At 34.5% G+C, this 12,329-nt stretch carries 14 protein-coding genes; 8 read left to right on the top strand and 6 right to left on the bottom strand.

Annotated elements, in window-relative coordinates:
- Positions 1-116 precede the first annotated feature (116 nt).
- Positions 117-1,736, top strand: a complete 1,620-nt coding sequence (locus AAEO57_RS06765; protein ID WP_341690860.1) for an ABC-F family ATP-binding cassette domain-containing protein — start codon at positions 117-119, stop codon at positions 1,734-1,736.
- A gap of 125 nt (positions 1,737-1,861) precedes the next feature.
- Here AAEO57_RS06765 and AAEO57_RS06760 read toward each other — a convergent pair whose 3' ends face one another.
- The 4 genes from AAEO57_RS06760 to AAEO57_RS06745 form a co-directional block, all read right to left on the bottom strand.
- Positions 1,862-2,032, bottom strand: a complete 171-nt coding sequence (locus AAEO57_RS06760) for a hypothetical protein (RefSeq protein WP_341690858.1) — start codon at positions 2,030-2,032, stop codon at positions 1,862-1,864.
- 106 nt (positions 2,033-2,138) lie between these two features.
- Positions 2,139-2,435, bottom strand: coding sequence for a type II toxin-antitoxin system RelE/ParE family toxin (locus AAEO57_RS06755; protein ID WP_341690856.1), 297 nt, complete (start codon positions 2,433-2,435; stop codon positions 2,139-2,141).
- Positions 2,425-2,679: a type II toxin-antitoxin system ParD family antitoxin gene (locus AAEO57_RS06750; protein WP_341690854.1), complete on the bottom strand. Its 255-nt coding sequence runs from the start codon at positions 2,677-2,679 to the stop codon at positions 2,425-2,427. The genes AAEO57_RS06755 and AAEO57_RS06750 overlap by 11 nt, the downstream gene beginning before the upstream one ends.
- Before the next feature lie 70 nt (positions 2,680-2,749).
- Positions 2,750-3,382 (bottom strand): class I SAM-dependent methyltransferase, encoded by a 633-nt coding sequence (locus tag AAEO57_RS06745; protein WP_341690851.1) that lies wholly within the window; start codon positions 3,380-3,382, stop codon positions 2,750-2,752.
- Positions 3,383-4,220: 838 nt separating this feature from the next.
- Here AAEO57_RS06745 and pyrR point away from each other — a divergent pair.
- The 7 genes from pyrR to AAEO57_RS06710 all read left to right on the top strand — a co-directional run bounded on the left by pyrR (position 4,221) and on the right by AAEO57_RS06710 (position 9,237).
- Entirely contained in the window at positions 4,221-4,760 is a 540-nt protein-coding gene (gene pyrR, locus AAEO57_RS06740; protein WP_341690850.1) for a bifunctional pyr operon transcriptional regulator/uracil phosphoribosyltransferase PyrR, read from the top strand.
- 99 nt (positions 4,761-4,859) lie between these two features.
- Positions 4,860-5,786, top strand: coding sequence for an aspartate carbamoyltransferase catalytic subunit (locus tag AAEO57_RS06735; RefSeq protein ID WP_341690849.1), 927 nt, complete (start codon positions 4,860-4,862; stop codon positions 5,784-5,786).
- A 72-nt stretch (positions 5,787-5,858) separates the two neighbouring features.
- Positions 5,859-6,284, top strand: a complete 426-nt coding sequence (locus AAEO57_RS06730; protein ID WP_341690848.1) for a hypothetical protein — start codon at positions 5,859-5,861, stop codon at positions 6,282-6,284.
- 199 nt (positions 6,285-6,483) lie between these two features.
- Positions 6,484-6,816, top strand: coding sequence for a ribonuclease Z (locus AAEO57_RS06725; protein WP_341690847.1), 333 nt, complete (start codon positions 6,484-6,486; stop codon positions 6,814-6,816).
- Between the two features lie 96 nt (positions 6,817-6,912).
- Positions 6,913-7,818, top strand: a complete 906-nt coding sequence (locus AAEO57_RS06720) for a ribonuclease Z (RefSeq protein WP_341690845.1) — start codon at positions 6,913-6,915, stop codon at positions 7,816-7,818.
- 114 nt (positions 7,819-7,932) lie between these two features.
- Positions 7,933-8,577: a pyridoxamine 5'-phosphate oxidase gene (gene pdxH / locus AAEO57_RS06715; RefSeq protein ID WP_341690843.1), complete on the top strand. Its 645-nt coding sequence runs from the start codon at positions 7,933-7,935 to the stop codon at positions 8,575-8,577.
- A gap of 162 nt (positions 8,578-8,739) precedes the next feature.
- Entirely contained in the window at positions 8,740-9,237 is a 498-nt protein-coding gene (locus tag AAEO57_RS06710) for a CAP domain-containing protein (protein ID WP_341690841.1), read from the top strand.
- Between the two features lie 121 nt (positions 9,238-9,358).
- Here AAEO57_RS06710 and AAEO57_RS06705 read toward each other — a convergent pair whose 3' ends face one another.
- Together AAEO57_RS06705 and AAEO57_RS06700 are read right to left on the bottom strand one after the other, a co-directional pair.
- The gene (locus tag AAEO57_RS06705) at positions 9,359-11,284 is read right to left on the bottom strand and encodes an OmpA family protein (protein WP_341690839.1); all 1,926 of its coding nucleotides are present in this window, start codon (positions 11,282-11,284) and stop codon (positions 9,359-9,361) included.
- A gap of 11 nt (positions 11,285-11,295) precedes the next feature.
- The gene (locus AAEO57_RS06700; protein ID WP_341690837.1) at positions 11,296-12,213 is read right to left on the bottom strand and encodes a PorP/SprF family type IX secretion system membrane protein; all 918 of its coding nucleotides are present in this window, start codon (positions 12,211-12,213) and stop codon (positions 11,296-11,298) included.
- Positions 12,214-12,329: the final 116 nt, after the last annotated feature.

The following is a 12,329-nucleotide window of genomic DNA, read 5'->3' as shown; positions in this document are numbered from 1 at the left end:
AAGATGTTTTTTTGATTGACATTTCACATTTCACAATTTACATTTCACCTTACGACATCTTTGCAACTCTGAACCTTTTTCCGTACTTTTGCACCAAATTAATAAAAAAGACATTCATGTTAACAGTCAATAATTTATCAGTACAATTTGGCAAACGAATTTTGTTTGACGAAGTAAATACAACTTTTACTCACGGAAACATTTACGGCGTTATTGGAGCCAATGGTGCTGGAAAATCTACATTTCTTAAAATCATTTCAGGTGATATGGACCCAACTTCGGGGCATATTCATTTAGAGCCGGGAAAACGTATGTCGGTTTTAAACCAGAACCACAACATGTTCGACGAGCATACTGTTTTGGAAACCGTTTTAATGGGAAATAAAGTTCTGTACGCTGTTAAAAAAGAAATGGATGAACTTTATTTAGATTATAATGATGCCAATGCAGACCGAATTGGAGAATTGCAAGTGCAGTTTGAAGAAATGAACGGATGGAACGCTGATTCTGACGCTGCATCGATGTTGTCTAACTTAGGAATCACAGAGGCAGATCATTATACTTTAATGTCAGATATGGAAGGAAAAATGAAAGTTCGTGTGCTTTTGGCGCAGGCACTTTTCGGAAATCCTGATGTATTAATTATGGATGAGCCTACCAACGATTTGGATTTTGAAACAATCGCCTGGTTAGAAAACTTCCTGGCAAACTACGAAAACACTGTAATCGTTGTATCTCACGACCGTCACTTTTTAGATGCGGTTTGTACCCATATTTCTGATATTGATTTCGGAAAAATCAATCATTACTCAGGAAACTATACGTTCTGGTACGAGTCTAGCCAATTAGCAGCAAAACAGCGTGCACAGCAAAACAAAAAAGCAGAAGAAAAGAAACAGGAATTGGAAGAATTTATTCGTCGTTTTAGTGCAAACGTGGCGAAATCGAAACAAGCAACTTCCCGTAAAAAAATGATTTCAAAATTGAATATTTCTGAAATTAAACCTTCAAGCCGTCGTTATCCTGCGATTATTTTCGATCAGGATCGTGAAGCCGGAGATCAGATTTTAAATGTAGAAAACTTATCAGCTTCTGTAGATGGAGAGGTTTTATTTAAGGATATTAACCTGAATATGGCAAAAGGCGACAAAATCGTGCTGTTCTCTAAAGATTCACGCGCTACAACAGCTTTCTACGAAATTTTAAACAACGAACAAAAAGCAGATTCTGGATCTTTTGATTGGGGAATTACAACCAACCAGGCGTATTTACCAGCTGAAAATCATAAATATTTCGAGAATGATTTAAGTTTAGTGGACTGGTTACGTCAGTATGCTAAAACTGAAGAAGAGCGTGATGAGGTATTTATTAGAGGTTTCTTAGGGAAAATGATTTTCTCAGGAGAAGAAGCTTTAAAAACATCCAGAGTTTTATCAGGAGGAGAAAAAGTACGTTGTATGTTGTCCAGAATGATGATGGAACGTGCTAACGTTTTAATGCTTGATGAACCGACAAATCACTTAGATCTGGAGTCTATTACCGCTTTCAATAATTCATTGAAAAACTTTAAAGGTTCTGTAATCTTCACCACGCATGACCACGAGTTTGCACAGACTGTTGGTAACCGAATTGTAGAATTGACACCAACCGGAGTAATCGACCGCTACATGACATTTGACGAATATCTTGATGATGAAAAGATTCAGGAACAAAGAAAGAAGATGTATAATCTTTAATATGTAAGACGCACAACTATGTTTTTTGTAAAAAGTGAAACGCCTTTTTTAAGTTCAAAAAACATGTAACTATGTGTTTAGAAAACAAAATGCCCGTTATGAGAATAACGGGCATTTTTTATGTTTTATTTTTTGAAAAATCTCGCAAAGATCCAGATAATGATCACGATTATAAAAATCACAATAAAGATTCCGACACCCATTCCGGCTTTAAAAATGTCTCCAACTAATTCGCAGCTTGTAAATGAAAATAGTATAAACAATACCATTAACAATCTTGTAATTTTATTTTGCATGATTCTCAGTTTTTAAGTTCAGGAATAAAATTACTTAAGCAATAAGAAAAATGTGTTATAGAATTTTTGCGAAAAGTTTTAGGATTCGAAGAAAGAATACAGTTGTTTATTTAAGATGATTCTCAATATCCATCATTTGATGTAAAATACGGATGATCTCCAACTCTTCTTCTTTGCTATTTATTTTATAAAAAATCAGATGGGATTTTACCTTACTCCGAAAATATCCTTTTCTGATATGATCCACATCTTTTCCTGATTTAGGATCTAAACATAAATATTCAATTTCGTCAATTATTAAATTCAAATATCTGTCAGCTTGTTCTCTGGACCAGTTTTCAAAAGTATATAACCAAATTTTTTCTAAATCATAAGATGCTTCCTGACTAATCTTATAATTCATTGTCTAAATATTTTTGGTGTAGATTATTTAAAAAAGAAGTTCGGTCAAAATCTTTGACGAATCCGGATTTTTCCCCTTTTTTTAATTCCTTTATTAATTCGCTTTTTTTTGTTTCTTCTTCTTCAAACATTCGTAAAGCCGCACGAATTACTTCACTGGCAGAAGAAAAACGTCCTGTTTTTATTTGAGAACTGATAAAGTTATCAAAATAATCACCTAATAATATGGAAGTGTTTTTTGGCATGACTTAAAATTTTATCAAATATACCAATTATTGGTATTTTAGCCAAGTGTTTTTAGTGATGGCTCTTGGTTTACAAAATTTTGCTCTTCGCAATTAGGATAGTATGAATTTCGACATCATCAGTTTTGGGATAACTAACGTCAAATAATTTTATAACGTCAAAATTATTTTCAAGAAGGCTGGTTTTTAAATCTTCTAAAGTGTGATAATAAAAATAAGTACGATCTCCGGAACTTCCCGAAATAAAGCCTGATTTAGAAGAATCTCCTTGCACAAAACTTAAGTATAAAATTCCATTTTTAGTAAGTATTTGAGCAGAGTCTTTTATTAGTTTCGAACAATCTGATTCGGACAAATAGGGCAAACAAAATCCGCACATGATGGCATCAAACTTTTCGTTTAACTCATTCAGTTTTCGGGTGTCCATTATTTTAAAATCAGCCGAAGGATTGTTTATCTTCGCTAATTCGATCATTTTTGGTGCAATGTCGATACCTGTGATTTTTAAGTCTGGTCTTTTGGATAACAAATATTTGGTAATGTTTCCGGGCCCGCAGCCAATTTCAAATACTTTCTGTTGATCTTTTAAAAGACCGCAAAAGAAATCATAAGTTTCATTATAGATACTCAGATTCATAAATTTGTCCTCGTAGAGATTTGCAATTTTATTCCAGGTTTCAAAAGTTTCTTTGTATTTATTCATGTGTTTTTTAGACTGATTTGTTATTTACGTCCTACTAAATATAATCATTAGTTTTTTACGGATGTTAAAATCCGTCGGGTAAAAACAGATGCCAGACTGAGTTCATTCGATTTAGAAGAGCCAGCGGCTCGATTAATATTGTAGGGCCGGATTTTAATCCGGTCTGAAATTCGGGATAAGGTAAGAAGAACCGTAGGTTCGACACATATTATACGTTTATGAATATGAACCGTTCCAATGGAACTTTATGTGTGGTCGTTCTCTTTTACAACGGATTGAAATCCGTTGCTACAATTTAGTTCATTCCTACGGAATTTTAATGTTTATTAAGTTGATATACTTTGCGGGCACGGAAAGAATTTTCGTACTAACGTTGCGTATATCCGACCGATCGGGTTTTGATTTACGTTATACTAAATATAATCATTAGTTTTTTACGGATGCTAATCCCGTCGGGTAAAAACAGATGCCAGACTGAGTTCATTCGATTTAGAAGAGCCAGCGGCTCGATTAATATTGTAGGGCCGGATTTTAATCCGGTCTGAAATTCGGGATAAGGTAAGAAGAACCGTAGGTTCGACACATAATTATACGTTTATGAATATGAACCGTTCCAATGGAACTTTATGTATGGTCGTTCTCTTTTACAACGGATTGAAATCCGTTGCTACAATTTAGTTCATTCCTATGGAATTTTAATGTTTATTAAGTTTTCATCTAATTGCTTTTGATTTGTCTATATGTTTAATTTTTAATGTTGAAAACATTTCCGCTATCGACACCCCAACAAATAAATTCCAATTCCGTATATTTGCCCGACCAATCATTACAATTAATTATGAGCCAGAAAGTATTACTTAATTCAAAAGAAGTTACTATCATACTCCATCGTTTGGCTTGTCAGTTAATCGAAAAACACCTTGATTTTTCAGATACTATTTTAATCGGGATTCAGCCGAGAGGTGTTTTTTTGGCTGAACGTTTAAAACAAATTTTAGAGAACGAATACAATACGCCTCAAATTTCACTGGGCTATCTGGATATCACTTTTTTTAGAGATGATTTCCGCAGAACCGATAAACCGCTTGAAGCCAATAAAACTCAGATTAATTTTATAGTCGAAAACAAAAAAGTCATTTTTATCGATGATGTATTGTTTACCGGAAGAAGCATTCGTTCGGCTTTAACTGCAATTCAGTCTTTCGGGAGACCTTCAGAAATAGAATTGCTGGTGTTGATTGACAGACGTTTCAGCCGTAATTTACCAATTCAGCCCGATTATCGCGGTCGTCAGGTAGATGCCATTAATGGCGAGAAAGTAAAAGTGAGCTGGAAAGAAAATGATGGTGAAGATGTGGTGCATTTGGTGACAAATTAGTTTAATCGGTTAACCGGTTAATTGTTTAATCGGAAGAAAAACGATTAAACGATTAAACAAATTAACGATTAAACAGTAAAAAACAGTTAAACATTAAACATGAAAGAATTAAGCGTAAATCATTTATTAGGAATTAAATATATCAACGAAAATGATATTAACCTGATTTTTGAAACGGCAGATCATTTTAAAGAAGTCATTAACCGACCAATTAAAAAAGTTCCTTCATTACGAGATATTACCATTGCCAATATTTTCTTTGAAAACAGTACCAGAACCAAACTTTCTTTCGAATTAGCGCAGAAACGTTTATCTGCTGATGTCATTAGTTTTTCTGCAGCTCAGTCATCGGTTAAAAAAGGAGAAACCCTGATTGATACTGTAAATAATATCCTTTCGATGAAAGTGGATATGGTTGTAATGCGCCACTCCAATCCCGGAGCGGCTTATTTTTTATCCAAAAATGTCAAAGCCAGTATCGTAAATGCAGGTGATGGAGCACACGAACATCCAACCCAGGCTTTGTTAGACAGTTATTCTATCAGAGAAAAACTGGGCGATGTAGCCGGAAAAAAAGTGGTTATTGTGGGTGATATTCTGCATTCCAGAGTTGCTTTATCCAATATATACGCTTTGCAGATGCAGGGTGTTGAAGTAAAAGTATGTGGGCCAAAAACACTGATTCCGAGATATATTGAATCACTTGGTGTTACGGTTGAACCGAATTTACGCAAAGCGTTAGAATGGTGCGACGTTGCCAATATGTTGCGAGTACAAAACGAACGTATGGATGTTAATTTCTTCCCTTCAACACGTGAATACGCACAGCAATACGGAGTTGATAAACCGCTTTTGGATTCTCTTGGAAAAGAAATCGTAATCATGCACCCGGGACCAATCAACAGAGGAGTAGAGATTACTTCTGAAGTTGCCGATTCTGATCATTCAGTGATTTTGAATCAGGTGGAGAATGGTGTTGCGATTAGAATGGCGGTTATTTATTTACTAGCTTCTAAGATTCAGTAGTTATATTTCATTTTGAGAAGCGCACTGAAAATAGTATTCGTCCTCATAGGTTTTATATGTAAAGCTCAGGATGTGGGCGAAATAAGAATTGATGCTGTTTATAATAACTTATTGAATCGAACACCTAAAAATTTTAAAATAGACGAAGCTTCGGAATTAGAGAATAAAATTTCCAGTTTAAATTTGAATAGTATTGGAGGATTAGATATTATCTATCAATTTAAAGATAAATTAAAACTTAATGCAACTGAAATTAACTGGCTCAATAAACAAACTGACCAAATTGCTTTAGCCTTTTATTTAGAAGGAAATCCAATCTTGATTAGAAAAGTTGGTGGTGTTGATGGATGTCCAGACGAAAATGTCTATACAGAGATTATAAAGGAAAAAAAGGTGACGATCCTGAATTTTTGTTTCTCATGTCTTGATTTTACAAGATCCGATCAATTTATTCAAATTTTTAATAATAGAACAAATTCTTTATTAAATAGATTTTAATTTTAGTTCTGATTTAAAGTTTACATGTGTCACCCTGAGCGGAGTCGAAGGGCTTTTAAGCGAGAGTGCCTTTCTAAAAGAGCTTCGACTCCGCTCAGGGTGACAAACGTCTAACTTAAGTCCTGAACAAAAAACAAAAAAACTTCGTACCTTTGCCCCCAGAAATATTAATTTTTATATAAGCCCCACAAATTATAAAATGAAAGTAGATCAAAAAGGACATACCGTTACTATTAAAGATACTCAGGGAGATGTTAATTCTTTCCTTGATAAAGTGACGCAGCAGTTTAAAACCTTTGAAAAGCATAATATTATAATCGATTTGTCTGCCGATACGGCTTTGACAGAAAATGATTTGAAACTTTTTTTACCGCTTTCAAAACAGCAGAAAAAGTCAAAAAAATCGTTTGTAATTGTAGTTTCAGATCTTGATTTTAATTCGATTTCAGATAAATTGACAGTTGTTCCTTCTCTTTTAGAAGCGCACGATATTATCGAAATGGAAGAAATTGAAAGAGATCTTGGATTCTAAAATTGATTTTAATTGTTTATTCGTTTAACTGTTTAATCGATTTGATTTAATTTTAGACAATTAAACGATTTACCAAATTAACGAATAAACATAAAATTGAAATTAACAATACTTGGCTGCTATGCGGCAACTCCCAGAACGATTACCAACCCGACTTCGCAGGTTTTAGAAATTAAAAACCGTTTGTTTTTGATTGATTGTGGCGAAGGAACTCAGGTTCAGCTTCGAAAGAATAAGATTAAATTCTCCAAAATTAATCACATTTTTATTTCGCATCTTCACGGCGATCATCTTTACGGATTAATAGGAACTGTTTCGACTTTTTCCCTTTTGGGAAGAACCACCGATTTACATATTTACGGTCCAAAAGGGGTGAAGGAAATTATTACTTTACAGCTAAAACTCTCCAATTCATGGACTACGTATCAGTTGTTTTTTCATGAATTAGAGTCAAATGAAAGTGAAGTTATATTTGAAGATAATAAAGTAATTGTAAAAACGATTCCGCTGAAACACCGTATTTACACCAACGGATTTTTATTTCAGGAAAAACCGGGAGAACGAAAACTAAATATAGAAGCGGTTCAGCAATATGATATTCACACGGCTTATTACCAAAAGATAAAAAACGGTGGCGACATTACACTTGATGACGGAACAGTAATTGAAAACGAGAAACTGTCTTTTGACCCAATTCCGGCAATGAGCTACGCTTTCTGTTCGGATACTGTTTATAATGAAGCTATTATTCCGATTATCGAAAATGTAGATGTTTTATATCATGAATCTACCTTTTTGGAATCTGAAGCTCCTTTGGCAGAAAAGACATTACATTCTACAGCAAAAGAAGCGGCAACGATAGCACTAAAAGCAAATGCAAAGAAATTGGTTTTGGGCCATTATTCGACACGATACGAAGGAATTGAGCCTTTTAAAAACGAAGCAGAAACCATTTTTCCGAATGTACTTTTGGGTAATGACGGGGTTACGTTTGATTTTTAATGGTGTGAAAAGTGAAAAGTGAAAAGTGAAATGTAAAATGTAATATGTGTTATGGCTTGATGGGTATTATTTTACATTTCACATCTTACAATTAAACTTATAATAATAAAAAAAATGAGCGATTTAAGTAATTATAGAAAGTCATACGAAAAAAGCGAATTGCTGGAAACGACAATTCCTGAAGATCCTATTAACCTTTTTAACAGATGGTTTCATGAAGTGGAAGATTTTGGTGGAGTGGGAGAGGTAAATGCGATGACGGTTTCGACAATTGGTCTTGACGGATTTCCGAAATCACGTGTGGTTTTACTGAAGAAGTATTCTGAAGAAGGCTTTATATTTTACACCAATTACAATTCGGAGAAAGGAAAAGCAATTACAGCCAATCCGCATGTTTGTCTGTCTTTTTTCTGGCCTAATATGGAACGTCAGGTAATTATTAAAGGAATTGCCCAAAAAACGTCTGAAGTTATTTCGGACAACTATTTTGATTCACGTCCGGACGGAAGCAAATTAGGTGCTGTTGTTTCAAATCAGAGCGAAGTGATTCCATCAAGATCATTTTTGGAAGAGAAATTAAAAGAGCTGGAAAAAGAATTTGAAGGAAAAACAGTTTCAAGACCCGAACATTGGGGAGGATTTTTAGTGACTCCTTTGGAAGTTGAATTCTGGCAGGGCAGACCTAACCGCTTACATGACAGAATTCGTTATTTTAGTCAGTCTGATTTTACGTGGAAAATTGACAGGTTAGCACCTTAGTGTAAGAATTTTTGCTGTTAAAATGCTGGAATAGTGTTTTTTATCGATTAATTTTGGTTGTTGAACGGTAATTTTGTTATTTTAAAACGTTAATCAAATTATTTTATTTACTGATTTAAATAAGTTGCCCCACAATTTATTTATACATACCGACCAAATTTTATGAAAAAATGGCTTCATGTAATGCTACTTTTTGGACTTGTTTTTGTTTTTAATTCATGTTCTTCAGATTCAGCTGAAGGAATTGATGATTCTCAATCTAAACTCGTAACTGATTATACTTATAATGAATCAGAACTGGAAGCACTTGATTTGATAAACAAACATCGTCTCAGTATTGGACTAAATGCTTTAGAAAGAATCAATCATATTTCATACAAATCTGAAGAACATGATTTTTATATGATTGCCAATAAAGTGGTAAATCATAATGATTTTGTTGCAAGGTCAGAGAATATCACGAGTGTTTTAGGTGCAAAAAAAGTGGGAGAAAATGTGGCTTATAATTATCAAACTTCAGAAGCTGCTGTAAAGGCCTGGTTAGAGAGTCCTACTCATAAAGAAAATATAGAGGGCGATTATACCCATTTTGGGATTGCCATTAAAATTGATGCAGAAACCGGTAAAAAGTATTACACCAATATTTTTGCAAAAATTTAGAAAGAAAGTTAGTATTCAGGTTTAGTTATTAAAAGTCGTTGTAAGGTCATGTTTACAACGACTTTTTTTTGAAAAAAAGCTACCCCGAAAGGTAGCTGCGGTTATTGGTTTTTGGTTGTGTTTATAAAGCAGTAATAATAAATTCGCTGCGTCTGTTTTCCTGATGTTTTTCTTCGCTGCATTTTACATTATCAGCACATTCATTTACAAGCTGTGTCTCACCGTAGCCTCTTCCTGTTAAACGGTTTTTTGCCACACCATTGCTAATGAGCCATTCTATGGTAGATTTGGCTCTTCGGTCAGACAAAGATTCATTGTATTTATGACTTGCCCTGCTGTCTGTATGAGAACGGATGTCCAGTTTCATTTTTGGATTTTCATTTAAAACATCTAATATTTTTTCTAAATCCAAAGCAGCTTCTTCTCTGATGTTTGATTTGTCAAGGTCAAAATAAATCATTTTTATACCAAAACATTTTCCTAAGTCATCACCAATTGCAACTTTGCATTTAGCAGGTTCCAACGCAATCGGAAGATTCGTTTTACCGGTTTTATCAGGTATTTTGATGCTTACTTCTTTGGTGTTATAATCTGGTTTTTCGGCTCTTACATAGTACGTTTCGTCACATTCGACCTGAAAAGTATAGTTTCCGGTCTCATCTGCAATGAACGTTTTTTTAAGATCCAGATTACGGTCAAACAAGCTAACTTTTGCTCCGGGCAAAATCATTCCGGTAGCTTCATCAGTGATAAGACCGTATAATTCCTGTGCGCATTTTAACCGTCTGGTTTCTAAAAATTTATAGATATCGTCTGAACCACGACCGCCGTCTTTATTGGAACTAAAGTATCCTTTTCTTGTGGCAGTGTCAATCGTGTAGGCAAAATCATCTTTAGGAGAATTGACATCAGCACCTAGATTTTCGATATCGCTGATACTTCCGTCTGGATCTATCTGACCCACAAAAACATCAAGCCCGCCAAGTCCGGGATGGCCGTCTGAAGAAAAGTAAATTTCGTTTTCATCGCTGACATGCGGAAACGTTTCTTTGCCTTCTGTGTTAATCGATTTCCCTAAATTTTTAGGCGTTCCATATTCACCTTTTTCATTGATGCTAACTTTAAAAATATCAGACTGCCCAATACTTCCGGGCATATCAGAAGCAAAATATAAAGTTTTTTCATCAGGACTAAGTGCAGGATGAGCAGTACTGTAATTGTTGCTGCTGAAGGGAAGTTCTCTAATATTAGTCCATTTGCCATTTTCGAGAGTGGCTTTGTAAATCTTGATAAAAGTAATTTTGTCTTCATTTTTTCCTTTTTTTCCATCTAAATAATTATTACGTGTGAAATAAATTGTTTTTCCGTCTTTTGTAAGTACGGGAGAAGATTCATGGAATTTAGTATTCAATGCCGTTTTGAATTTTTTTACTTTGGCAGAATCAACATCTGTAACATATAAATTAGTAAAATATTCGCCTGTCCATTTATGTTTACGATTCGAAAAATTACCTGTATCCCTTGCTGAAGCGAAATAGATTTTATTATTGCTTACAAAAGTGCTGTAGTCAGAATATGGAGAGTTGATGCCGGCATCTTCAATATTATAACGACCTGAATTGGCTTTGATTTTATCCATGTAATTTGCGTTTTCTCTATAAAGCCTGCCGCGGTTATCATCTTTATATTTAGAGTTAAATTCGTCCATGATTTTATTAGCCTGAGCTGTTTGTCCTGTTGCTTTTAAAGACTGTGCATATCGGTAATAAAACTCAGGTTCCGGACTTGGGTTCATGGCAAATAATTCACCGTACCATTTGGCAGCCCCTGAAAAGTCAGAATTAAAATAATAAGCATTCCCCAGTTTTTTAAACATATCTTCAGACTTATATCCTTTCCGAGCCACCCTTTCATAGGTTTTTATGGCATCGATATAAGCATAGCCATCGTATTTTTTATCAGCAGCGTTTACTTTCGATTGTTGAGCATAACATTTGAATGAAAAAACACTTGCCATTGTGAAGCAAAGGAGTATAAAATTTTTCATAATAACTATTTTTAAAAGAAACGAGGAGTTGTCATTTTACCATTTTTAGTGACGAATTCATAACGCAGGAATACTTCATGCGATCCTGAGTTGTAATTGTTTAAGTTGGTGGTTTCACGATCATATCCGTAACCAAGATAAAGACCGTCTGATATTTGAAATCCAACCATAGCGCTTAATGAGGCACTCCATCGGTAAGCAACACCCACTACAAGTTTGTCTAAAAACATAAAATTGGCGGATACATCGACTTGTAGTGGGGCTCCTTCTACCATTTTGGTCATCACAGCTGGTTTGAACTTTATATATTGGTATTTGTCCAGATCAAAAACATACCCGGCGATAAAATAATAATTGATTTGATCTTTATAAATCGCAATGTCGTTGTCGTTGTAGCGATTGGTTTCAATAAAATTGGGTACAGATAAACCGATATAAGCTTTGTCAGAATGGTAATAAATTCCGGCACCTACATTTGGAGAGAATTTATTGTCAAAATCCTGAAATTGTGGATCTCCCGCTACATCAGGATTAAGTTTATTGACATCAAGATTGAATAAATTAGCCGTTCCTTTGATACCAAAAGACAGTTTAAAATCAGCAGATGTCTGAATAGTGTACGAAAGGTCAGCAGAGATATTGTTCTCATTTGTAGGACCTATTTTATCGTTAACCAAAGAAAGACCAACTCCCAAATTGCTGTTGTTAATTGGGGAATTGACAGAGAAGCACATTGTTTTAGGTGCGCCATCCAGTCCAACCCATTGCGTACGGTATAAACCAAATACGCTCAAAGCTCCACGAGAACCTGCATAAGCAGGGTTGATATTTATGGTATTGTACATGTATTGCGTAAATTGAGCATCCTGCTGTGCAAAACTTACCATGGATACAAACATAATAGCGAAGGAAAATAATTTTGTTCTCATAGTAGATATTTTTTTTGCAATTATTACTAATGATTTTAATACTGAAAATCCTTAACAATAAGCCCTACATTCACTTACTCAAACAAGGATTTTGTATTGATTATTTGTAATTCGGT

It is taken from the genome of Flavobacterium calami (assembly GCF_038290035.1).
Lineage (GTDB): Bacteria > Bacteroidota > Bacteroidia > Flavobacteriales > Flavobacteriaceae > Flavobacterium > Flavobacterium calami.
This window is presented reverse-complemented; position numbering and strand designations above follow the sequence as displayed.

Coding starts and splice junctions, on each gene's coding strand:
- AAEO57_RS06765 (WP_341690860.1), top strand. CDS start 117: ATGTTAACAGTCAATAATTTATCAGTACAATTTGGCAAACGAATTTTG.
- AAEO57_RS06760 (WP_341690858.1), bottom strand. CDS start 2,032: ATGCAAAATAAAATTACAAGATTGTTAATGGTATTGTTTATACTATTT.
- AAEO57_RS06755 (WP_341690856.1), bottom strand. CDS start 2,435: ATGAATTATAAGATTAGTCAGGAAGCATCTTATGATTTAGAAAAAATT.
- AAEO57_RS06750 (WP_341690854.1), bottom strand. CDS start 2,679: ATGCCAAAAAACACTTCCATATTATTAGGTGATTATTTTGATAACTTT.
- AAEO57_RS06745 (WP_341690851.1), bottom strand. CDS start 3,382: ATGAATAAATACAAAGAAACTTTTGAAACCTGGAATAAAATTGCAAAT.
- pyrR (WP_341690850.1), top strand. CDS start 4,221: ATGAGCCAGAAAGTATTACTTAATTCAAAAGAAGTTACTATCATACTC.
- AAEO57_RS06735 (WP_341690849.1), top strand. CDS start 4,860: ATGAAAGAATTAAGCGTAAATCATTTATTAGGAATTAAATATATCAAC.
- AAEO57_RS06725 (WP_341690847.1), top strand. CDS start 6,484: ATGAAAGTAGATCAAAAAGGACATACCGTTACTATTAAAGATACTCAG.
- pdxH (WP_341690843.1), top strand. CDS start 7,933: ATGAGCGATTTAAGTAATTATAGAAAGTCATACGAAAAAAGCGAATTG.
- AAEO57_RS06710 (WP_341690841.1), top strand. CDS start 8,740: ATGAAAAAATGGCTTCATGTAATGCTACTTTTTGGACTTGTTTTTGTT.
- AAEO57_RS06705 (WP_341690839.1), bottom strand. CDS start 11,284: ATGAAAAATTTTATACTCCTTTGCTTCACAATGGCAAGTGTTTTTTCA.
- AAEO57_RS06700 (WP_341690837.1), bottom strand. CDS start 12,213: ATGAGAACAAAATTATTTTCCTTCGCTATTATGTTTGTATCCATGGTA.